The organism is Anaerotignum neopropionicum (genome assembly GCF_001571775.1).
GTDB classification, from domain to species: domain Bacteria; phylum Bacillota; class Clostridia; order Lachnospirales; family Anaerotignaceae; genus Chakrabartyella; species Chakrabartyella neopropionicum.
This window is the reverse complement of record NZ_LRVM01000001.1, coordinates 386,710-410,943: the sequence shown is the minus strand read 5'-3', so window position 1 is coordinate 410,943 and position 24,234 is coordinate 386,710. Positions and strand designations below refer to the sequence as shown.

Below are 24,234 nucleotides of genomic sequence, written 5' to 3'. Positions count from 1 at the left end.
TTTCAGTATGAGTGAAACCCATGGAAAGGAAGAATAACATGAAACTCGGTATTGTAGGTCTGCCCAATGTGGGCAAAAGCACCTTATTTAATTCAATGACATTGGGAAAAGCGGAGGCGGCCAACTATCCCTTTTGCACCATTGACCCCAACGTAGGCGTAGTAACCGTTCCCGATGAACGTTTAACAAAACTGGCCGAAATACACGCTTCGGCAAAAATTGTACCTGCGGTCATTGAATTTGTTGATATTGCAGGCTTGGTTCGCGGTGCAAGCAAAGGCGAAGGCTTGGGGAATAAATTCCTCTCCCATATTCGTGAGGTGGATGCCATTGTTCACGTTGTACGCTGCTTCGAGGACACCAATGTAATCCACGTTGACGGTTCTGTAGACCCCATTCGTGATATTGAAACCATCAATTTGGAGTTAGTATTCTCCGATTTAGAAATTTTAGAGCGTCGAATTGCGAAAACAGGAAAAATGGCAAAGGCGGACAAGTCCTTGCAGCACGAAATGGATCTTTTGCAAAAAATAAAAGATACTTTGGAGCAGGGAATTTCAGCAAGGGCCATGGAATTTGATACGCCTGAGGATAAGGCTTTCGTGGAATCCCTTACGCTGCTGACGACAAAGCCTGTTTTATATGCTGCAAATGTATTGGAAGAGCATTTGGCTGATGACGGCACTACCAATCCTTTTGTTGGAAAGGTGCGGGAATATGCGAAAAACGAAGGTAGTGAGGTATTTGTCCTTTGTGCAAAAATCGAAGAGGAAATTGCCGATTTAGACGAAGGGGATAAAAAAGAATTCCTTGCGGAACTGGGCGTAGCCTCCAGCGGACTTGACCGTCTGATTGCTGCAAGCTATCAGCTTTTGGGCTTAATCAGCTACTTAACCGCAGGTCCCCAGGAAACCCGTGCATGGACAATCGTCAACGGCACAAAAGCACCCCAGGCAGCAGGTAAAATCCATAGTGATTTTGAAAGAGGCTTTATTCGTGCAGAGGTTGTTGCCTATGACGATTTGATTCGTTCCGGCTCTAACACCGCCGCAAAAGAACAAGGCTTGGTTCGTTCCGAGGGCAAGGAATATGTTTTTAAAGACGGAGATGTGGTTCTGTTCCGCTTTAACGTATAATTGCATTTTTCATAAATACAAGGTCAATACCTTGAGGACTTTGCCCTCAAACACCCACAAGGGTTTCGTTCAGCACTTTGCTTCGCAAAGCTGTCCTTCGGACAGTTGGCACTTCTTTGCCATTGCAACCTTGATCATTTAGAAACCGCATAACTATGCGATTTCAATAAAAGTTTTTGGTCTTGCTTTTTACAAAAGCAAGCAGGGGGTCATCACTTTTGCAAAGCAAAAGCCGCCTTCGTCGTCTGCCCTATCTCGGGCAGTGAGAGGGCGGCGCCCAAGGTTTGTGAATTTCAAATACTCCACTTTCGGGATAAACAAAAAAACGATAATCACTAATTCTGGTGATTATCGTTTTCTTTATGTTGTAATATCCATTGCAATATAAATTAATATATTGCTGTGACAATTTTTACTTTTTCTTATTTATTTTCCTCATAGGAAGGCTCTTTCTTTGATGCTTCTCCTTCCACCAATTCTTCTGCAAGCGCCTCAGCCTCTTTGGTTTCCTCATCTTCTTCCAAAGCAGCATCAAAATCCCCAAGGGCGGACTTCAAAAAACTTTCTGCATCATCAATTTCATTCATTTGAATTTGCAATGAATTTAAAACTGACTCAACATTTTGCGTATATGCCTCCTCTTCTGAAAAAGCATCTGAATTATCCGTGGCCGAAGGCTCTGTTTCCTGCGCATCCATGTCTGTCCAGTCCTCAGCCTGATCTCTTTCTCTTTTTTCCTTCATCTTTTCCCTGTAATTTTTTACATCCTCCTTTAGGCTGTCCATCATCTCTGCCATTCGGAAAGCCGCACTTCTTACTGCCGGTTCAAGATCTTCAGCCTTTTCGGAAGCCTTGTTCGCCATATCCTTAACCATGGGCTGAATTTTTTCCGCCTTTTCGCCTACGGTCTTGGCTACGGAATTCAAAGCCTCTCCCGCCTTGCCCAAAACATCCCCTACAGATTTGCTGATTCCTTCCTTGTCAAAGCCTGCGCTGCTTTGTAAAATAATTAATAATCGCTCTGCTTCATCAACATTGATAATCCCTTTTTCCAGCATACTTAAAATTGCCATCCGTTCTTCATTCATTGATCGTTCCTCCTTTTCATGGGAATTTATATAAACATTATATTCATCCGGTCTATTTTCGCTTTTCCCAAAGGCAAATAAAATGCTTTCCACAATGCGTCTGGAAGCCTGTCCGTCCCCAAAGGGATTCTTTGCCCGGGCCATTTTTTCATAGGCCGTGCCGTTGTCCAAAAGCTCCTTTGCAGCAGAGTATATTGCTTCTTCATTGGTCCCCACAAGCTTTAATGTTCCGGCTTCCACCCCCTCGGGACGCTCCGTCACGTTGCGAAGCACCAAAACAGGCTTGCCCATGGAAGGAACCTCCTCCTGCAAGCCACCGCTATCCGTCAATACCAAATAGGAACGGCACATTAGGTTGTGCATATCCTTTAAATCCAGAGGCTCCGTCAAATAAATTCCCTGGGTTTGCCCAAGAATTCTGTGAACAGGCTCCATCACCGCTGGGTTTTTATGCACTGCATAAACAACCTCCACATCGGGATATTCCTCCACCAAACGCTTTACGGCATGGCAAATATTTTCCAACGGCTCCCCAAGGTTTTCCCTCCTGTGGGCAGTCATGGCAATGACACGCTTCTTTTGAAAATCAATATGATTTAGCTCCTCCACCGTAAAGGTATAGCCCTCCTCAATGGTATGTGCCAATGCATCAATGACGGTATTTCCTGTAACGAAAATACTATTTTCATCCAAATTTTCCTTTAAAAGATGCTCCTTTGCCAAGGGCGTGGGGGCAAAATGCAAATCCGTCAGCGCCCCTGTTAAACGGCGGTTCATCTCCTCGGGAAAGGGTTGATATTTATCATAGGTACGCAGCCCCGCTTCCACATGACCCACCTTCGTTTGATTGTAGTACGCAGCCAAAGCCCCGGCAAAGGTGGTAGAGGTATCTCCATGCACCAAAACAATATCCGGCTTTTCCTTTGCAATAACACCCTCCAAGCCTGTTAAGGCTCTTGTTGTAATTCCTGCTAAGGTTTGTCTTGACTGCATAATATCCAAGTCATAGGCCGGGTGCAAATCAAAAATCTCCAGAACCTGATCCAGCATTTCTCTGTGCTGCGCCGTTACGCAAACAATGCTTTCTACTTGTTCGTTTTTTTCCAATTCCTTCACAAGGGGGGCCATCTTGATTGCCTCCGGTCTTGTGCCGAAAACACTCATTACTTTAATTTTATTCATGCTGGGTGCCGCGCTCCTTTATGTCTAAATTTAGGTCAAACTTACTTAATATAATTTGTGATTGTACCGATGCCATCAATTTCGCATCTTACTACATCGCCCTTTTCCAAAAATTTGGGGGGATCAAAGCCCATACCAACACCCGCCGGTGTACCCATGGCAATAATAGTGCCTGCCTTTAAAGTCATTCCCTGTGAAAGCTGGCTGATTACGTCGGCAACGCCTGTAATCATCAAGGATGTGTTCCCGTCTTGTCTTAATTCCTCGTTCACATAACAGCGAATCCCCAGGGCAGGAGGGTTCTCAAATTCATTTTTCGTTACAATCCAAGGGCCAATGGCAGTAAAATCATCCAAACTCTTGCCAAAATACCACTGCTTGTGGGCAGTCTGCAAATTTCTTGCGCTAAAATCATTGATAATCGTATAGCCAAAAACATAATCAAAGGCATCCAGTTGGGAAACATTTTTTGCATCCTTCCCAATGATTACGCCCAATTCAACCTCATAATCCAACCCATCCACAATGTCCCAATGACCATCCACCATTTCATGGTCTGCCACAGCAACATTCACACGCTTGGAAAAGTAAATGGGCGCAGGTCTTTCGCCGCCAAAAGCTTCATCATGAAACTTCGCCGCTTCCTCAGCATGGGCATAGTAATTAATTCCCAGACAAATCAGATCCTGCTTAGGCACCGGAATGGGGGAAATTACCTTCACATCCCTCATGGGAATACCCTTCATCAATTCCTTATTTTTTTCCAATTTTTTTTCTTTTTCCGGTGTCATCAAGTCTAAAAATTCATTCATATTATGGGCAGTACAGCCTAAGTAATTTACAGGCACTACTTCCAAACCATCATCCTTCAGTACACCAACCATTACTCTACCACTATTTTTAAATGTTAAAACCTTCATTATCAAACACCCTCCTTTTTCGGTTTTCTTTTGTAGTCAAATTAATTTCTAGTATCCATCATATCATAAAAAATGTATGAAGCAAAGACCATTCTTTCGTATACTTCACCTTAATAGAGCTACTTATCCCTCTCACCTTTTGCATAAATATACTGATTTCATTTATTTTTTTGATAAAAAATAGCTAAATGCGCCTTATGGCAGAAATGCATTTTAACACTAATATACAAAAAAACTTAATTCTTTTTATTTTTATTATTTTCTATTGCATTTTACCCCTTCGTTATGTATAATTTGTTTATATTATTCATTCTGAAATCATTTTTCAAATATAAGGAGGATACAATTATCATGAAAGAAAAAATTGTTTTGGCATATTCCGGTGGTCTTGATACTTCCGTTATTATTCCCTGGCTGAAAGAAAATTATGATGCTGAGGTCATTGCTGTTTGCGGTGATGTGGGTCAGGGCAAGGAAACCGATGGCTTGGAAGAAAAGGCACTGCGCACCGGTGCAAGCAAGCTTTATATAGAAGATTTAACTGAAGAATTTATCACAGAGGCAATTTACCCTTGCATTAAGGCAAACGCTGTTTATGAAGGAAAATACCTCTTGGGTACCTCCATGGCAAGACCAATTATTGCGAAAAAATTGGTTGAAATCGCAAAAAAAGAAGGCGCAACGGCAATTTGCCACGGCGCAACAGGCAAGGGCAACGATCAGGTTCGTTTCGAATTAACCATTAAAGCTTTGGCTCCTGAATTGAAAATCATTGCGCCTTGGCGTCTGGATACATGGGGTATGGAAAGCCGTGAAGACGAAATGGCTTACTTGGAAGCAAGAGGCATTCCTTTCCCTGCAAAGAAGGATGATTCTTATAGCCGTGACCGCAATATCTGGCACTTAAGCCACGAAGGCTTGGAATTAGAAGATCCCGCGAATGAGCCTAATTATGAACATTTGCTCCAGATGGGCGTTTCTCCCGAAAACGCACCGGACGTACCCGAATATGTAACCGTTGATTTTGAAGCTGGCGTTCCCGTTTCTGTAAATGGCGAAAAATTAGGTCCCGTTGCTTTGTTGACAAAGCTCAACGAAATCGGCGGAAAAAACGGTATCGGTATCATTGATATTTGCGAAAACCGTGTTGTTGGCATGAAATCCCGTGGTGTATACGAAACCCCCGGCGGTGCAATATTATACTATGCACACCGTGAATTGGAATACCTTTGCCTAGATAAGAAAACATTAGCGTACAACGAGGTTGCAAGCAATAAGCTGACGGAATTGGTTTACAGCGGCGAATGGTTTACGCCTTTGAGAGAGGCTCTTTGCGCTTATTTCGACCATACCAATGCTACCGTTACAGGTTCAGTAAAAATGAAGCTCTATAAGGGCAACATTATTTCCGCAGGGGCAACCTCCCCTTACAGCCTATATAACGAATCCATTGCAAGCTTTACAACAGGCGAAATGTATAACCATAAGGACGCAGACGGATTTATTAACCTGTTTGGCCTGTCCATGAAGGTTCGTGCAATGATGCTGCAAAATAACGAGAATAAATAAATATCCGTAAAACATTTTGGGGCTTTGCCCCATACCCAAATGTCTGTAACAAGATGTCATGGGTTTGGGACAAGCCCCTTTGATTTTATGGATCAATAAGAAAGGATGCATAACTATGAAACTTTGGGGCGGCCGCTTCACAAAGTCCACCGATAGCTTCACCGACCATTTCCATTCCTCCATCTCCTTTGACAGCCGTATGTATCAAGAGGATATTACAGGTAGTATGGCCCACGCAGCAATGCTTGGCAAACAGGGCATCATCCCCCAAGCGGATGCAGATCTGATTATCACGACCTTACAAGAAATCCTTGCAGATATTGAAAAGTGCGACGTAACCTTTGACGAAAAAGCGGAGGATATCCATATGAACGTGGAATCCATCCTCATTACCCGCATTGGCGACGTAGGCAAGCGTCTGCATACAGGAAGAAGCCGAAACGATCAAGTTGCCTTGGATACCCGCATGTATACCAAAAAGGAAATTAAGTCCATTCAAGTCTTGGTGAAAGAGCTGATGGGCGTTTTAAATACCTTAGCCGAAAAGCATACGGAAACCATTATGCCCGGCTATACCCACCTGCAAAGAGCACAGCCTGTCACCTTGGCCCACCATTTGTTGGCATATATTGAAATGTTCAAGCGTGATTATGACCGCTTGGCGGATTGCTTCAAGCGTACCGATGTACTGCCTTTGGGCAGTGGCGCCTTGGCAACCACAACCTACCCGTTGGATAGGGAATTTGTTGCGGAGCAGTTAAGTTTTTCTGGAGTTACTTCAAACAGTATGGATGGCGTTTCCGACCGTGATTTTTGCATTGAATTGGTTTCCGATTTATCCATTTTAATGATGCATTTAAGCCGTTTCTGCGAAGAGATCATTCTTTGGAGCAGTCATGAATTCCGTTTTATTGAATTAGACGATGCGTATTCCACAGGCTCAAGCATCATGCCACAGAAAAAGAATCCCGACATGGCAGAATTAATCCGCGGAAAAACAGGCAGAGTTTACGGGCATTTGATGGGGCTTTTGACCACCATGAAGGGTCTGCCCTTGGCTTATAATAAGGATATGCAAGAGGATAAGGAAGCTTTGTTTGGTGCCATAGACACCATTAAAATGTGCGTCCCCGTATTTACCAATATGCTGGCTACCGTTACCGTTCGTAAGAATAATATGCTGGAGGCGGCAAAGGGCGGTTTTACCAATGCCACTGATGCAGCGGACTGGTTGGTAAAACAGGGCGTTCCCTTCCGTGATGCCCATGAAATTATTGGAAAATTGGTTTTATACTGCATCCAAAACAGCACCAATTTGGATGATCTTTCCCTTGAGGAATATCAGTCAATCTCCCCTGTATTTAATGCAAGCGTGTATGACGCCATTTCCGTAAAAGAATGCGTGGAAGCAAGAAACGTGATTGGCGGCCCGGCGAAGGCAGTTACGACGAAGGCAATTGAAGGGAATAAGGCTTATCTGGATTCTTTGGCATAAAACAATAAGTTCTCGGGACGCTGCCCCGAACCTTGCAAGCCTTTGAAAAGGCTTGACCTAAACTTTATTTGCAAAAATTTGTATTTTGCTGAAAGCTATGCAATTTCTATGAAAGTTTTTAGTCTTGCTTTTGTAAAAAGCAAGTGAGTTTGTTCATTACTTTTGATATGCAAAAGCCAGCTTCGCTGTCTGGTCTATCTTGAGCAGTGAGAGGGCAACGCCCACGGTCTTGAATTTTTCTTGGAACAGCGTCCCGAACCTTAACAAATCAAGGTCAAGTTCTCGGGACGCTGTCCCGAACCTTGCAAGCCTTTGAAAAGGCTTGACTTAAACTTTATTTGCAAAAATTTGCATTTTTGCTGGAAGCTATGTAATTTCTATGAAAGTTTTTGGTCTTGCTTTTGTAAAAAGCAAGTGGTTTGTGAGGGGGCAAAGCCCTCAAGGTCTTGCCTTTATCGACACCCTGCGGGTTTTGCCTTTTTCCATACCCTTACCAACATTTTTTGATTTTCTTTCATCCATCAAAACAGCTCCTCCACAGCCTTTGGTGTCGCCGCAATATAATCCGCGCCGCAGGCATCAAATTCCGCCTTGTCCCCATAGCCAAATTCCACAGCAACACAAGGAATTCCCACCAAATGGGCGCCCTCAACGTCAAACTTCCGATCCCCCACCATAATAGCATCTTCCTTTTCTACCTTCATGGTTTCCAACACATATTCAATGACCTTTCCCTTCGTATCACGGCCGATTTCTCGGTTATCACCGCCAATTACCTCAAAAAATTCATCTATTCCAAAGTGCTTCAAGATACGAACCGCCGTTTCTTCTTTTTTAGAGGTAGCTACTGCAAGGCGTTTCCCCTTTTTTCCTAATTCCTCCAGCATTTCAGGAATCCCATCATAAACCTTATTTTCAAATAGACCCACCGTGGCATAGCGTTCTCTGAAATACTCCAAAGCCTTTTGCGCCTCTTCCACGCTCATTTTAAAATCCTCGGTAAAGGTTCGCATCAAGGGCGGGCCAACAATAAACCTTAAATCCGCATCTACCCACTTGGGAATCCCCATCTTTTCTTGCATATGCTGTGCGGAACGAATTACCCCCTCGGCGGAGTCTGTTAAAGTACCGTCCAAGTCAAATAATATCACCTTTTGCTGTAATTTTTTCATATCGTCGCTCCTATCCTCAATACCTAGCCTTATCCTAAACAAACTGTAATAAGGCAATCATTTTCTGATTTTCTTCTATGAAAGTTTTGTTTATTTTACCCCAAATACTGCTTTTGTGCAATTAAAAAACCCCTTAAAGATTCTTATTAAGGGGTGAGAGTGTCGAAAAACCCATTTTATAAACGGAAGGGTTTGGAAAACGAAGAGTTTCCCAAATGGAATCCGCAGGATGAACTTTGCCCATCCGAGGATAATTGTTCTGCACCCTGAAAATAACAGGGCGGCGGAGCCGTTTCCCCGCCTGGGAAAATGCTTTGACCCGTTTTGAAACCTTTTGGTCACAGGAACGCATCTATTTGCCCTCTGCTAACTTAAAAAAGCTTGAAGGAACTGAGCTTTTTCAAAGGGTATCGACTTTATCAACACCCTGCCCCCCCAAAGATTCTCTCTAGGGGGTATCCTCCAACAGCACTTCTGCCAAAATTTTTGCCAAAGGCTCCATTGCATTGAGTGCTTCCTGCTTTGTATTTGTTTGCGCTCCCACTTCAATCAGTGCAGAGCGAGGCATATAGTGCAAAATAAAACGATAGGGGTTTAAATAATTTTTCCGCATAAACCCTGGAAATTTCTGTCCTGCCAAGGTATGTATTTGGAGGCTAAAGGCCAAATTTTCTTTAATATATTTATTTTCCAGCCAAGAAACCGGCTCTGCCTGGCCATCCTTATTCAAACGGCATATACCGTTTACAAGCATTACTTTTGCACAGGTTTTCCCATCAATTTCAGTAACCAATCTCATGGTTTCCGGTATTCCATCCCTATGTAAATCAATACACACCTCAATGGATGGATATTGCTTCAATATTTTCTCCACCCCAGGGCCGCTGCGTTCATAGGCTCCCTCTCGCTGTAAAACACCATTCACTGCATCATAAATATTCATATCGTGCAATACGCTTATTCCATATTTTTTCTCCAAAATATCCTTTAATTCCTCACCCACGCCGCATATGCCCTCTTGAAGCCCCTTCGACATATCACTATCCACAAAATCCTCATGGGTATGGGTATGAAATATCAAAATCCTCGGCTCCTCTAAGGTAGGTTTTATGGAAAAATCCATGGATAAGGCTTCACTCACATTGATATCGCCTTCCAAAAGGGAGGTTCTTGAATCTATAGTATAAAAATTACTTTTTAAATAAGAAAAGTCCTTCATCTTTTCAAGGACTTCCGCTGTTACACACAAACCCTTTTCGCCAATGAGATTCGTGTCTTTTTGCTGAAATTCCACATCCTTCACACCCCAAACAGCAACGTCGTCCATTTCCTTGGGCACTGTCCGTTCAAACCGCAAGCTTTCTATGGACAATGAATCGTGGGGTACTTGTCCTGGCAATACTTCTGCCAAAAGCCATTGTCCACCACCCATCTGCAAAAAAAGCGGCATGGATAGCAGAAAAAGCAGAAGGCCAAAAATGCTTAGACCAAGTTGCCTTCCGCCACCTTTTTGCTCCACTGGCACCGCCTCCTTTCATACAAAGTTTATGCCAGTGGAAAAGGACGTAGAACAATAATCTATAGCAATGGTTTTTTACATCTTTCAGTGTCTCCAAGAAAATATAATGCAGTCACAAATCTCTCTGCTCACCGCTTGACTTCTATTTTTTTGTCAATTCTTATAGCTATCTCTAAAAAATTGATAAAGCATCCTATTATTCAAAAAACCCATACATTTTGTTGCCAATTGCATTTTTTTGCTGCGCTTTTTCACTTCAAATGCAATTGCAGCCAAGCTTTTGACAGCGCGTATTTTTCTTCTATAAATATTTACACTGGGTAAAAACCATCATAAAATATTCAAAACAGTAGAAAAAATTGCAAACCAGTGCTATCATGATAATTGTTAAGTCACTATGTATTTTTCACAAAAATACACCAGACGAATGACAAACCTTGAATAACTTAATATAAAGCATATCTTGATTTTTTTTATGCGCATAACGCAAAGGAGGATTTTTTATGATTCGCACCAATTTGTTTCAGCCCACCGACGCACACAAGGTTGTTGCAAGCCAAGGATGCTTTTCCCTTTTGGAGTACGAAAAAGATATTTCTGTGACCCCCGAAAGTGCCCAGTTTTCTTATTTTGCTTCAAAAATGAATGTTCGAAAAAGACAGGTCATTGCCAACCTCAATGGCGACAACGGGGTTATTATTCAAGGCGGAACCATGCAGATGATGATTGGTCAGCTTCAAGTAACCACCAATATAAAGGGCGCAGGGGATTTAATGAAAAAGTTTGTGGGGAGCAAAGTCACCGGCGAAACTACCATTAAACCACGCTATACAGGAAACGGTTTATTGGTCTTAGAACCCACTTATAAATACGTTTTCTTTGAGGATTTGGCAACATGGAACGGAAGCATGGTTATTGAGGATGGAATGTTTTTGGCATGTGACGATAGTGTCAACATGAAGGTGACCGCAAGGTCTAATCTTTCTTCTGCGGTTCTTGGAGGCGAGGGATTTTTCAATACAGCATTGACAGGAACAGGCATTGCCGTGCTTGAAAGCCCCGTACCCAAGGAGGAGCTAATTGTGGTTGAGTTAGAAAAAGATGTTTTGCGCATTGACGGAAACATGGCAATCGCATGGTCAAACACCCTAGAATTCACAGTTGAACGCACTACAAATACTTTGGTTGGCTCCGCCGCTTCCGGCGAGGGACTTGTGAATGTATACAGAGGAACGGGCAAGGTATTGATTGCCCCTGTTGCTCGGAACAAAAAAATTTCCACCCCACAGCCTACAAAAAAGTAAGCAGTTTATCATGGCACACTTTTCGTGCATAAACGCTGTATTTTTGTGCTTCTTGCCAAGGAAAAGCCAGCTTCGCCGTCTGCCCTGTTTTGGGCGATGCAGGGCCAACGCCTAAAGTTTGTCAAACACTCTGGTTAAATGCAAAATTTATGTTATCACAAAATACATATTTCCCTTTTCCTCTATCCTTACACTAAGTTTTTTACAAATCCTATATAACATAAAACCCCCACAACAAAAGCTGCGGGGGTTTTACGCATATGGAGTTATGGTTTGTATGTTCAAAGCAACAAGATTATCTCAAGTTCGCTTTGATTACCTCTGCAATACGCTTAATGCCCTCTTCAATTTTTTCCTCAGGCATATTGGAATAGTTCATGCGGAAAGTATTTTCGTGTCCGCCATTGGGGAAGAAGCTGCCACCGGGAACATAAGCAACCTTTTTTTCCAAGCATTGAGTCGCCAATTCCTTTGCATCCATGTATTCAGGTAAAATTACCCATGTAAATAAACCACCGTCGGGATAGGTCCAGGTACATTCCTTGGGGAAATACTCCTCCATGGCTTTCAACATACAGTTACGTCTTTTGCCATAAACCTCTTTGATTTTTGCAACATGCTGATCCAAATCATTCATTTCCAAGAAGGTATTTGTTTCTATCTGGGAAACTGTGGAGGACTGAAGATCTGCGCCCTGTTTAATAAAGTTGAATTTTTCCAAAATTTCGTCCTCTGCACAAACCCAACCCAGTCTGTAGCCAGGTGCTAAAATTTTAGAGAAGGTTCCTAAGAAAATAACAAGATCCTTTGTATCCATTGATTTCAATGAAGGCATATTTTCATTTTCAAAACGCAATTCCCCATAAGGATTATCTTCAATAACAGGGATTTCAAATTTGTTAATGATTTCCATAAATTTTTCACGTCTTTCCAGCGTCCATGTTCTGCCTGAGGGATTCTGGAAATCGGGAATTACATAAATCATTTTTACATTATCTGTAGTAGCAAGAATTTTTTCCAATTCTTCCATAAGCATACCGTTGTTATCGGTAGGAACCTCTACAAATTTTGGTTCACTGGCCTTAAACGCATTGATCGCCCCTAAGTAAGAAGGGCTTTCCATTAAAACAACATCACCCGGGTTTAAGAAAACACGCCCTGCAAAATCCAACCCTTGTTGAGAACCACTGGTAATCAATATGTGGTCAATATCTGTTTGGATACCGTTTTTTGCTTTCATTCTGTCCACAATTTTCTGTCTCAACGGCGGAAAACCCTCTGTAGTGGAATACTGCATGGCAGCCTCTCCACTTTCCTCCAAGGTTTTAATAGCTGCGGCTTTCATTCCCTCAACAGGAAACAATTCGGGTGCAGGTAAACCGCCTGCAAAAGAAATAATATCAGGCTGAGCAGTGAGCTTAAGCAACTCTCTGATTTCAGAGCCTGTTAAAAGATTCATTCTGTCTGCAAAACGTATCATCGATTTCTTCCTCCTTAAAAAACAATTAATGTCTGACAAGTATCATATTTTTTTTATACATTGACAAATTAATTAAAAATTTCTTACATAATTTAATTAAAGCATATCTTTTTACCAAAGTCAATGTAATCTTATGATTTTTAAAGCTAAAAAATCACATAAAATAAATCATTCTCCAATATTTTTTTGTATAAATTCAAGAACAATTTTTCTTGCTTTAAAACAACACCCATTAAATTGTTTTTATTCAAAAACAATTTTTACAAAAAACTTCTTAACCTCAAAACTAATTTTGTATTAATTTACAAACATGTTCCGTTTCCTCTCCATAAACCCAACAACAACTATCTAAAAAAAACGCCATGATTTTTGTTAAAAAATTATCAGGACTTTTATAGTAGAAAAACCCTCGCATATCATCCGTCTTTGGATATATTACGAGGGTCTATTTTATCTAACTTCAAAGAGGGCGAAAACTTTCCCGCGTGCTTATTTCAGGTTTGCCTTAATAACCTCCGCCAAAGCCTTTACACCTTCAATGATTTTTTCATCACTCATACAGGAATAATTCATACGGAAACAGTTATTTTTCCCCCCATTGGGAAAGAAACTGCCGCCGGGAACGTATGCAACCTTCTTTTCCAGACACTGCAAAGCCATATCCTTTGTGTTAATGTAGGAAGGCAATTCCACCCAAGTAAACAAGCCTCCAACGGGATAGGTGAACTTTGCTTCCTCTGGGAAATACTCTTTCATTGCCGCCATCATTACATCACGTCTATGCTTATAAACCTCACGAATCTTATTCACATGAGCATCCAGGTCATTCAAATCCAAATACTTGTTTGCCTGAAGCTGTGTCAAAGTTGAGGTCTGCAAATCTGCCCCTTGCTTCATCGTGTTGAACTTAGAAAGGATTTCATCCTCTGCACAAACCCAACCTAAGCGGAAACCAGGAACCATAATTTTGGATAGTGTACCAAGGTAAACCACAAGACCCTTAGTATCCAAGGATTTCAACGCCGGCATATCTTCGTCCTCAAAACGCAGCTCGCCATAAGGGTTATCCTCAATGACAGGGATTTCATATTTATTAATAATTTCCATAAACTTCTTTCTTCTCTCCAAAGACCATGTACGGCCTGTGGGGTTTTGGAAATCAGGAATCACATAAACCATTTTTACATTTTCCGTTGTGGCAAGAATTTTATCCAAATCCTCCATAATCATGCCACCATCATCGGTAGGCACTTCAATAAAGGTAGGCTCACTTGCCTTAAATGCGTTAATCGCACCTAAATAGGAAGGGCTTTCCACCAAAATTACATCGCCCTTATCTATAAATACCCGTGCCGCAAAATCAAGTCCCTGTTGAGAACCACTGGTAATCAAAATCTGATCTGCGCTGGTATGAATATTGTTTTTTACTTCCATTCTTTCCGCTATTTTTTGTCTTAACGCAGGCAGACCTTCGGTAGAGGAATACTGACAGGCAACAGTGCCCATTTCTTCCATGACCGCAATCCCGGCCTGTTTTAATTCTTCTACAGGAAACAGCTCCGGTGCGGGCAAGCCGCCTGCAAAAGAAATAATGTCGGGTCTGGCAATGAGTCTTAAAAGATCTCCAATATCCGAACCATCTAATAAATCAAGTCTTTTTGCAAAACGAACCATATTTATTTATTCCCCTTTCATGTCGGTTTTTTAACCTTATAATAATGTACTTCAATAAAGACATGTACTTATTAAGCCACAAAATCCCCTAGCTGTCAATGTCATTTTGTAAAAATTGTATGTTTTTAAATACAGTTAAACTAGTGATTTTTAAGGCTTTGTTCAGCGAAATACTGTTAATTTTTATAACAAAATGAATTCTTTATTTTTAGCTTTTATCTTATTTCCGTCAAAACAACAACAGATTTGTTTAAAAATGACAAAAATTCATGATTTTTTTTAAAGCTTCAAATCTCTAATTTATTTCACTTTTCCTCACAAAAGTTTATTATATAAATATAGAAAGTTTTATATTGATAAACAGCAGAGAATGTATGCAATTTGTAAAGGATTCCTTTCCCCAGTTGATGAGCGAAGAAACTAAAAAACGGCAATAAAATATAATTTTATTACTGCATTTTGTCAAAAAGTTTTATATATCAAATTTTTTGTTTCATTTCTATTGCTTTTCGACTTATTTGTTGTATAATAATTGAGGTTTAGTAAAATTAATACAAAAGTTTAGCGCTGCTAAATTTTTTACGATAAAAAGGAGTTGTTGAGGATGGAAATCGGACATAAAATCAAGCAGCTTCGTGTGCAAAAGGGCCTAACCTTAGAAGAATTGGCCAGCCGCAGCGAGCTGACAAAGGGTTTCCTCTCCCAGATGGAAAGGAATTTGACGTCTCCTTCCATTGCGACCTTAAATGATATTTTAGAGGCCTTAGGCACCACCCTTGCGGAGTTTTTTAAGGAAGAAAAACAAGAGCAGTTGGTTTTTCATAAAAAAGATTTTTTTATGGATGAACGCGGACAATACACCGTTCACTGGATTGTGCCAAATACACAAAAAAATGAAATGGAGCCAATTTTAATTGAGCTGCCGCCTGGTGGAGAATCCTTTCAAATGAACCCTCACAGCGGCGAAGAATTCGGCTATGTCCTTGAGGGCAGCATTATGCTTGACTGCGGGGAGGAACGCCATACTGTGCATAAAGGAGAAACCTTCTACCTCTTGGGCAAAACAAGTCATATTTTAAAAAACGATAAAAAAACGAAGGCGAAGGTTCTATGGATTTCAACGCCACCGTTATTTTGATATGTGGGAGGCAAACATGAAAAAGCTGATTCAATTCAAAAACATCGTCAAGGACTTTGACGGCAAATTGGTTTTAAAGGGTATCAATTTGGATATCTACGAAAACGAATTCGTTACACTGCTTGGCCCCAGTGGCTGCGGAAAAACAACCCTCCTGCGTATTTTGGGTGGTTTTTTAACACAAACTGAAGGACAGGTTCTTTTTGATGGCCAGGAAATCACTAAAGTACCTCCCTACAAAAGAGAAATCAACACGGTATTTCAAAAATACGCTTTGTTTCCTCACATGAATGTTTATAATAACATCGCTTTTGGATTGAAAATCAAAAAAGAGCCAAAGGATATTATCGAGCAAAAGGTAAAGCGTATGCTTAAGCTTGTAAATTTAGAAGAATACGCAGACCGCAACGTGACGGAAATGAGCGGCGGTCAACAGCAGCGTGTTGCCATTGCCCGTGCCTTGGTAAACGAACCAAGCGTACTGCTTTTGGACGAGCCTCTGGGTGCGCTGGATTTAAAGCTAAGAAAGGAAATGCAGCAAGAGCTGAAAAAAATTCAGCAGGAGGTAGGCATTACCTTTATTTATGTTACCCACGATCAGGAAGAAGCCCTCACCATGTCCGATAAAATTGTGGTTATGAAGGATGGGGAAATTCAGCAAATCGGCACGCCCACCGATATTTATAACGAGCCTGTCAACCAATATGTTGCCAACTTTATCGGGGAAAGCAATATCATTGACGGTGTCATGCAGGAGGATTACCTTGTTATATTTGAAGATAAAAAATTCAAATGTGTGGATTTTGGCTTTGCCCCCAACGAGAAGGTGGATGTTGTCATTCGTCCCGAGGATTTGGATATTGTCCCAAGAACAGATGGCAAGCTAAAGGGCATTGTAAAATCCGTATTGTTTAAAGGGGTACATTACGAAACCATTGTAGAAACCAAGGTGGGTACCTCAATCACCGTAAAAATGATGGTTTCCGACGACCGCCCTGTTTATAACGAAAGCGCCAACGAAAAAATTTCTGCCAACGACTTTTACCTTGATGTGGAGGACGTTGAAAAATTGGACGAAGGCACCATTGTAGCCCGTGCCGATGCTCAGGCATGGGATCCCGAAACAGACGAGTTTATTTCCATTAAAGAAATCAGTTATTCTATCCAAAAAGAAAACGGCAGCTATCCCGTAACCTTCTCTACCGCCGCTGGCACCTCCGTAACGGTAAACATGATTGTGAAAGACGAAAACCGTGTGGCAAATAAGGAATATCAGGAAGAAATTTTTGCCGTAAACTTCTTTAAAAAGGCGGATGAAATCCACGAATCCATCGCCTTGGAAACAGACTTGAAAACTTGGGCAAATGCCTCGGCCTGGAGCCTGGAGGACGGCACTTCCGTGGAAATTGCCGACGTAAAGTACACCTTTGACCCTGAAACCGTAGCACCCGGCACCTACGAAGTAACCTTCGCCACCGAAGGCTACGAATACAAGGTTGACACCACCGACCGCTACGAAATCGGCAACGAGGTGGGTCTGATCTTCCAGCCCGAGGATATTCATATCATGACAAAGGAAAACTGAGGGGAGGGTGACCGGTGAAACAATTTCGAAATATGGCTTTGCCTTATATCGTTTGGATGGCGGCAATTATTGTTGTACCCATGCTGCTGATCATACTATATGCCTTTACTGTCAAAGGAAATGATGTGGCCACCATTCGCTTTTCCTTGGAAAACTTTGCACGTTTTTTTAGCGATACCGTATTTATGAGTGTATTGAAGCGCTCCTTATACATTGCAATTATTACAACGATAATTTGCATCCTTTTGGGCTATCCCATTGCCTATGCCATCGCAAACCGCAGTGAAAAGAGCAAGCTGTTTTGGATTCTTTTGATTACCCTGCCCACATGGATTAATATGCTGGTGCGCACCTATGCGTGGATGGGTATTTTGCAAGATGAAGGGGTCATCAATTATTTTTTGGGCTTTTTAGGCATTGGTCCCATTACTATGATACACACAACCTTTGCCGTTGTTTTGGGTATGGTTTATAACTTTATCCCCTTCATGATTTTACAAATTTATACCGCCCTTACAAAAATGGATAGAAGCTATCTGGAGGCGGCGAGCGACCTTGGGGCAAACGCCGTACAGTCTTTTTTGCGGGTGACACTCCCCCTCTCCATTCCTGGGGTCATCAGCGGAATCACCTTGGTGTTTTTGCCTGCTGTATCCAGCTTCTTTATCCCAAAGCTTTTGGGCGGCGGACAGTATGTATTAATCGGTAATGTCATCGAAACAGAGTTTTTGACCTCAGGGGATTGGAACTTCGGCAGTGCCATTTCCTTGGCTATGGCAGTCATCATCATGGTTTCCATGTACATTACCAAAAAAGTGGATACCGACCCTGCGGCAAACAGAAAGGGGGAGTAAGAAATGGAAAAGAAAAAAATCCGCCTGTTTTCCAAGCTTTTATTAGGCTTAACAGCAATTTTCTTTTATGCACCAATTTTGTATATCATTCTATTTTCTTTCAATAGCTCCCGTTCCCTGACAAAATTTGAAGGCTTTTCCCTGCGCTGGTATGAGAAAATGTTTTCCGACTCCACCATGATGGAGGCTGTGGCTTATACCGTAATCATTGCAGTTTTAGCCACCATCATTTCCACCATTGTGGGTACCTTAACGGCAATTGGACTTTCCAAATCCCGAAAGCTGATGCGGGGTATTGTGGAGCAGGTAAATAACCTGCCCATTATGAACCCGGAAATCGTTACAGGTATTGGGCTGTTAATGTTTTTCAGTGCATTGGGTGTGAAAAAAGGGTTTCTAACCTTGCTTCTTGCCCATGTCATGTTTTGTATCCCCTATGTGATATTAAGCGTAACTCCCAAGCTGCGTTCCTTAGACCCGAATTTGGCGGATGCCGCCTTAGACCTTGGCGCAACGCCCATGCAGGCACTCTGGAAGGTTATCGTTCCCCAAATTCGCCCGGGAATCATTTCCGGTGCTTTGATCGCCTTCACCATGTCCTTTGATGACTTTGTGATTTCTTATTTTGTCACAGGCAATGGTGTCAATAATATTTCTATTTTGGTTTATACCATGAGCAAGCGTGTCAATCCTTCGATTAACGCCCTAAGCACATTGGTTATTATCATTATTACCGTGACTTTATTTATTGTAAATATTATCCCTATTCTAAAAGAAAAGAAAGGAAGAAAAACGACATGAAAAAAATGATTGCCTTAGCTCTTGGCGCAGCGTTATTACTCTCCGGCTGTGGCGGTTCCGCTACCTCAGATGCAGCACAAAAATACGGCTCCGCAACCTTAAAGCTCTACAACTGTGGGGAATATATGGGTGAAAACCTAATTTCCGATTTTGAAAATGAATATGGCGTAAAAGTGATTGTAGAATACTTTGATTCCAACGAAATGATGTATACAAAATTACAAGCCGGCGATGCTTACGATGTGATCGTGCCCTCCGACTATATGATTGAGCGTTTGATGAAAGAAAATATGCTGCAAAAGCTGGATTTGTCCTTAATCCCCAATATTTCCAACTTGGCAGAAGGGGTAAAAAATCTCCCCTATGACCCCGACAACAGCTATTCTGTTCCTTATTTCTGGGGCAATGTGGGTATCGTTTATAACCATAACAACGTTGATCCCGCCGAGGTGAAACGCTTAGGATATAATATTTTGCAGGATACCGCCTATCAGGGACGGATTTATGTTTACGACTCCGAACGGGATTCCTTTATGATGGCTTTAAAGGCATTGGGCTACTCTATGAATACAGAGGAAGAAAGGGAAATTCAAGAAGCCTACAACTGGCTCCTTCAGGTAAACGACACCATGAATCCTGCTTATGTTACCGACGAAGTCATTGACGGAATGATTAACGGCAACAAGGATATCGCCGTTGTTTACAGCGGTGATGCCACAACCATTCTGGATGAAAACGAGGATATGAGCTTCTTCCTGCCAACAGAGGGCACAAACCTGTGGAGCGACTCTATGGTGATTCCCACAAACGCAGAAAACCCTCTTTTGGCTCATGAATTCATTAACTATGTATTGACGCATGACGCTTCCTATGGTAACTCCGAAACCGTAGGCTACGCTTCCTCCAATCAAGAAGTATTGGACGAAATGTCAGCGGCAGACGGTATCTATGCCGAAAACGAAGCATATCTGCCCAGAATTGATTATGCCAAGGACGAGGTGTTTGAGGATAGCCCCGTGTTAAAGCAGAAGCTGGCGGAGCTTTGGATTAAAGTAAAGGCTTCTCACTAAAATGTATCACAAAAGCCCGTATTGCAAGGATTGAAAAATCAAATCCTCTGAAAGCAATCGGGCTTTTTGTTTGCTGAAAAGCTTGGTTCAATCAGTCGTAGCCAATCTTAATTGCTGATACATATATATTTAATGCATGATAAAAGATGCATGATAAAAGGCTTCAAAAACCACACAGTAAAAACAAAAAATAGGCACCTTTATCTCAACCCGTCACAGAACAAAGTTTAGGGCATCCCGTTTGCAAGCAAGAATGCCCTTTTTTGTTCTAATGAAGTGCAACGCTATTGCAAGGCTTTTTGACGATGTCCAAACAAAATTTTACCCATTAGCTGTGCACAACGGAATGAATCAGTGCTTCTCTAAATCCAGCTTAAATACTATTCAGCCAACAGTCCATGAAAAATATCATAATTCTCCTTCACCTTATAATGTGCTGAATTCGGTATTTTTTCATAGGTCACATCTGCATCGGGCACGGGATAGGGTGTAACCAAACCCAACCCTCCTATATAACTACCATAACTCCAACCAATTCCATTTTCCTCAAAAGCATGAATTATATCTGTAAAAAATTTTTTTCTGATTTCATTGGAATACGCAAAAGGAAATAAGGTTCCCCCTTCCCCATCATAAAAACAGCCCCACTCACCAATCATAAATCCCACATTGTTTTTTTTCGCAATTTCTTTCAACTCTAATGGAGTAACCAACAGGTCGGATTGATTCAGACACGCATTGGCATCCCAAACCTTGCCGTCTTTGTCGGTATACGGCCAATCATAAGCGTCGAAAGCACTGGGATTCTTTGCATAAAGATACATATTGGGAACACAGAATTCTCTCGGCTCATAAAGATGATAGCTTAAGGCTACGCCTTGCTTTGCCATCTCTTCCCCTGTAATATCCATATCATGAACATCCGCTACCAATACTCTGTCAGCAGATTCTTTTCTGATTGCCTCAATGGAAGGAAGATATGCTGCTACATATGCCTGATCATTGGGGTGATTAGGCTCATTCATTAGGTTAAAGCTCAAATAGTTATTGGGAATATCCTTATATCTTCTGGCTAGGGCACCCCAAATATCTGCAACATCCTTTTGAAGCTGTTCATCTGTAAAAATGCTGTCATTTAGGTCAAACATAACTTCTTGCTTTTTCACATCTCCATTTGCACCCGGCACCTCAAACATAACAAATTGTATATGAACACCATATTCCATGCCCCATGAAAGAATTTGGTCTAAATATTCAATCTCCCGCAAATTTAACGTACCCTCTTGGGGATAAATCGTTCCTGTTAATGTATTTGCGGATTGCAGTCTGCTGAAGCTTATTCCAACTCTTGCAAAATTAAAGCCACACTCTGCTAAGGTTTTTATATCATTCTCCATGACAATATCATCCACATCACAGCCATTGGCTCCATCAATTGTCCATGTTTCATGACAAAGCAGCATGCCTTTCCATTGGGGAAGCTGCTGATTGGATGCATCAGGCAAGGTTGTGCTTCCTGTATATAGAGCTTTATCAATAGAATGTATGCCTATTTCCTTAGGTAAAACAAATACCGCTTCAGGAAGTTTTGAACCATAATAACGCGTCATTACAAGTAACGCGTCTTGGATTGAAACACTGCTTTCTGGGTTGAATTTTTGGTTCTCATCCAAGGTTAATATTTTTTCTCCCGTGCTTAAATCACAATACTTCAAAAAAAATTCAACATGTGCTCCCGCTCTGCCAGGCAATAGAAGCCCAGAAAAACGCGATTCATCTATTTCGGAGAGATCTATACAGCAATACTGTATGCTGCACTCTCCGTATGTATTATCCATCCTTTTTTCCACTAAAGAATATCTTTCGTTTATAATAGGTGCTGAATAGCGTTCTTTAAGCTCCTGAATTTTTTCATACCCAAAAATCCGCTCCGCTTCTGCCAAATACAGCAACTCTACCATATCATACCTTTTGGCAACATCATCATTGTACATAGCTTTCGCTTCACTAAGCACCTTAAGCTCACCAATATGATACATCTGGCTTAAGGTGGTTTGAATTAATTCCGATAATTCACCAACCGTAATGGTTTCTTCATATTTTTTGAAAAGCTCATCTCCTGCAATATTTAATGTGTATGCCTTTTTCAATTCTTCCGGCAGTGTATCTTGATTGATGGTGCTTGAAGCAGAATTAGAATTTGTATTGCAGCCTGTCATTCCCAATAGCATAGCAATTACCAAAAAACACGCAAATAAAATTTTTTTCATACTCCACCCCTATTTTCAAAAATTCAAATCATTTCCATTAATTATAGCATATTACACAAATTATACAATATCGGTCCAGGGCAATCTGTGGGAATTACGGGGGCATTGTGGGGTGAAAAAGTAGGTGCGTATACATCCAACCTCCGTTGTTCGCCTATATATTTCCTTTTTAAAAGCCTTTGTTCGGTTTTCTTACCATCATGCAGTAATTCACATTATCAAAAGCAGTCATAGGGTGCTGAGGATTTGCCCAGTCATATAATTCAAAATACTGTTTGGTAATTTCTGCGGGGCGTCAAATGCTCATAAATTAAAAATCCGTGGTTAGAAAGAAGCTGTTTCATGCTCTCATAGGAAAATCCCCCTTCTTATTTTTTTAAACATAATACCAAGTTCTCGGGACGCTGTCTTAAAGCAAGGTCAAGTTCTTAGGACGCTGTCCTCATCCCCGGAAGCTTTTGAAAAGGCTTGTGCGAAACTTTTATTGCAAAGATATTTATTTTTGCCACTGTTAACATTTTTTTCTTCTATTCTTAATACACCTTTTCCTCAATTCGTACAAGACTTGAAATTTTGCCGTTTTTATGGTATTATAAATACAGAAAATCAAAGAACTTTTCATTTTTCGTCACCTTTTTTGTGGCGATTTTTTATTATATGAACCAAATGGAAAGCAAAATTCACGATTGTTTTTATAAAATCTATGTGATTTTTTTGACACAGTTCACGCAAGGAAGTATAATGAAAAAATAGATAAAATTTGAAAAGGACACAACTATGAAACCAACAAAAAAGGTTATATTATACTATAAAGCCTACGGCGAAGGCATAATTATTTGGGGCATTAAGGGCAGAGCAAGCCAACTGCATATTCCAGAAACCATTGACGGAAAGCCAGTGGTTGCCCTTGGGGATTTTGCATTTGCAATAGAAACGGAGCAACCCATAGGGGATGAGGAAAGCTTTGGGGAAATAACTCTTTGTCCAGCCCTAGGGGAAAGAACTACCCCGCTCCAAGCAGACGAAGGAGATGCCCTTGTGCGCATCGTTCTTCCCGATACCCTCCGCCATATTGGTGCTTCTGCCTTTTTGGGCTGTAACGCGTTGCGGACTCTTCTTTTGCCCGAAGGGCTGGAGGAAATTGCACCCTATACCTTTTCTGGCTGTTCTGCTTTAGAAACACTGACATTGCCCGAAAAAGTAAAGAAAATCGGCTGTTATGCCTTTTATGATTGCCACAGTTTAAGGTCCCTTTATATACCGGAAAACGTGGCCTCCATGGGGCGATACGCTTTTTATAATTGCAGGGCGCTCACCAAAATAAATATCCCGAAAACCGCGGAGCATTTGGAGACAGGCTTATTTTTGAATTGTGACAGCCTATATGAAATTCATTTTGGGCAATGCAAGCACATTTCCGATTTAATTGCCGTTTTAAACCACGAGCTGTTGCTTTCCATAGACTTCCCCGATGCCCACGTAAAACTATTGATCCCAGATTTTCAATACGAATATATCGAGGACACACCGGCAAGAATGTTTCATCAGATCAATTACGGCACAGGGCATTTATTCCGCCAATGTATTCGCAATGGAGACATTGACTTTCGCAGATATGACGAACTGTTTTATCTTACCCGACGAGAGGATGCGGCGGTTTTGGTACTGCTTTTGGCGGTTTACCGCCTTTCCTATCCCTATCGTCTGCCCATAGAGCGGCGGGAGACCTATCTTTCCTATGTGCGGGAGCATTTGCTTTTTGCGGTAGATTATTATATCCAGAGCAGCGATTTGGAAGTCATCCGTCAGCTTGCCCAATGGGAACTTTTTACCGCCGAAACCTTGCCCAAAATCATTGCGCTGGCACAAAAAAAAGGAAAAACGGAAATACTCAGCTTTCTTATGGACTATCAGCATAAAAATGGGATATCGACAAAGAAAAAAAGCTTTGATTTGTAAAGGAAGGAGGGGGGAAAA

General features: G+C 41.4%; 16 protein-coding genes and 1 pseudogene. 10 read left to right on the top strand and 7 right to left on the bottom strand.

The annotated features are described in order from the left end of the window. Positions 1-38: 38 nt before the first annotated feature. On the top strand, positions 39-1,136 hold the full coding sequence (gene ychF / locus CLNEO_RS01960) for a redox-regulated ATPase YchF (protein WP_066083908.1): 1,098 nt from the start codon (positions 39-41) through the stop codon (positions 1,134-1,136). Positions 1,137-1,558: 422 nt separating this feature from the next. Here the strand turns inward: ychF and wecB are convergent, their stop codons facing one another. Beyond that, complete coding sequence (wecB, locus tag CLNEO_RS16715) at positions 1,559-3,406, bottom strand: non-hydrolyzing UDP-N-acetylglucosamine 2-epimerase (protein WP_083531801.1); 1,848 nt, start codon at positions 3,404-3,406, stop codon at positions 1,559-1,561. A gap of 41 nt (positions 3,407-3,447) precedes the next feature. Next, a complete protein-coding gene (locus CLNEO_RS01950; RefSeq protein ID WP_066083905.1) occupies positions 3,448-4,326 on the bottom strand; it encodes a fumarylacetoacetate hydrolase family protein in 879 nt (292 codons plus the stop codon). A 351-nt stretch (positions 4,327-4,677) separates the two neighbouring features. Between CLNEO_RS01950 and CLNEO_RS01945 the strand changes: the two genes are divergently transcribed. After that, complete coding sequence (locus CLNEO_RS01945; RefSeq protein ID WP_066083904.1) at positions 4,678-5,895, top strand: argininosuccinate synthase; 1,218 nt, start codon at positions 4,678-4,680, stop codon at positions 5,893-5,895. Between the two features lie 115 nt (positions 5,896-6,010). Beyond that, complete coding sequence (argH, locus tag CLNEO_RS01940; RefSeq protein WP_066083902.1) at positions 6,011-7,390, top strand: argininosuccinate lyase; 1,380 nt, start codon at positions 6,011-6,013, stop codon at positions 7,388-7,390. Between the two features lie 521 nt (positions 7,391-7,911). On the opposite strand, the gene CLNEO_RS01935 is transcribed toward argH, so the two are convergent. Together CLNEO_RS01935 and spoIIP are read right to left on the bottom strand one after the other, a co-directional pair. After that, entirely contained in the window at positions 7,912-8,562 is a 651-nt protein-coding gene (locus CLNEO_RS01935) for an HAD-IA family hydrolase (RefSeq protein ID WP_066083900.1), read from the bottom strand. Between the two features lie 448 nt (positions 8,563-9,010). Then, positions 9,011-10,081 (bottom strand): stage II sporulation protein P, encoded by a 1,071-nt coding sequence (spoIIP, locus tag CLNEO_RS01925; protein WP_066083895.1) that lies wholly within the window; start codon positions 10,079-10,081, stop codon positions 9,011-9,013. Positions 10,082-10,584: 503 nt separating this feature from the next. Between spoIIP and CLNEO_RS01920 the strand changes: the two genes are divergently transcribed. Further along, a complete protein-coding gene (locus CLNEO_RS01920) occupies positions 10,585-11,385 on the top strand; it encodes an AIM24 family protein (RefSeq protein WP_066083894.1) in 801 nt (266 codons plus the stop codon). A 295-nt stretch (positions 11,386-11,680) separates the two neighbouring features. Here the strand turns inward: CLNEO_RS01920 and CLNEO_RS01915 are convergent, their stop codons facing one another. Together CLNEO_RS01915 and CLNEO_RS01910 are read right to left on the bottom strand one after the other, a co-directional pair. Next, entirely contained in the window at positions 11,681-12,865 is a 1,185-nt protein-coding gene (locus CLNEO_RS01915; RefSeq protein WP_066083893.1) for an aminotransferase-like domain-containing protein, read from the bottom strand. A gap of 489 nt (positions 12,866-13,354) precedes the next feature. Further along, positions 13,355-14,539, bottom strand: a complete 1,185-nt coding sequence (locus CLNEO_RS01910) for an aminotransferase-like domain-containing protein (protein WP_066083892.1) — start codon at positions 14,537-14,539, stop codon at positions 13,355-13,357. 604 nt (positions 14,540-15,143) lie between these two features. Between CLNEO_RS01910 and CLNEO_RS01905 the strand changes: the two genes are divergently transcribed. The 5 genes and pseudogenes from CLNEO_RS01905 (at position 15,144) to CLNEO_RS16080 (ending at position 19,987) form a co-directional block, all read left to right on the top strand. Then, complete coding sequence (locus CLNEO_RS01905) at positions 15,144-15,677, top strand: helix-turn-helix domain-containing protein (RefSeq protein WP_066083891.1); 534 nt, start codon at positions 15,144-15,146, stop codon at positions 15,675-15,677. A gap of 16 nt (positions 15,678-15,693) precedes the next feature. Then, positions 15,694-16,698 (top strand): annotated as a pseudogene (locus tag CLNEO_RS16710) (ABC transporter ATP-binding protein); the annotation flags it as partial. A gap of 578 nt (positions 16,699-17,276) precedes the next feature. After that, positions 17,277-18,116: an ABC transporter permease gene (locus CLNEO_RS01895; protein ID WP_066083887.1), complete on the top strand. Its 840-nt coding sequence runs from the start codon at positions 17,277-17,279 to the stop codon at positions 18,114-18,116. Positions 18,117-18,119: 3 nt separating this feature from the next. Next, the gene (locus CLNEO_RS16085; protein WP_066083885.1) at positions 18,120-18,917 is read left to right on the top strand and encodes an ABC transporter permease; all 798 of its coding nucleotides are present in this window, start codon (positions 18,120-18,122) and stop codon (positions 18,915-18,917) included. Continuing rightward, positions 18,914-19,987: an ABC transporter substrate-binding protein gene (locus CLNEO_RS16080; protein WP_066083884.1), complete on the top strand. Its 1,074-nt coding sequence runs from the start codon at positions 18,914-18,916 to the stop codon at positions 19,985-19,987. The genes CLNEO_RS16085 and CLNEO_RS16080 overlap by 4 nt, the downstream gene beginning before the upstream one ends. A gap of 380 nt (positions 19,988-20,367) precedes the next feature. On the opposite strand, the gene CLNEO_RS01880 is transcribed toward CLNEO_RS16080, so the two are convergent. Continuing rightward, the gene (locus CLNEO_RS01880) at positions 20,368-22,257 is read right to left on the bottom strand and encodes a glycoside hydrolase family 5 protein (protein ID WP_066083883.1); all 1,890 of its coding nucleotides are present in this window, start codon (positions 22,255-22,257) and stop codon (positions 20,368-20,370) included. Between the two features lie 777 nt (positions 22,258-23,034). Here CLNEO_RS01880 and CLNEO_RS01875 point away from each other — a divergent pair. Then, entirely contained in the window at positions 23,035-24,216 is a 1,182-nt protein-coding gene (locus tag CLNEO_RS01875; RefSeq protein ID WP_066083881.1) for a leucine-rich repeat domain-containing protein, read from the top strand. The last annotated feature ends 18 nt before the right edge of the window (positions 24,217-24,234 follow it).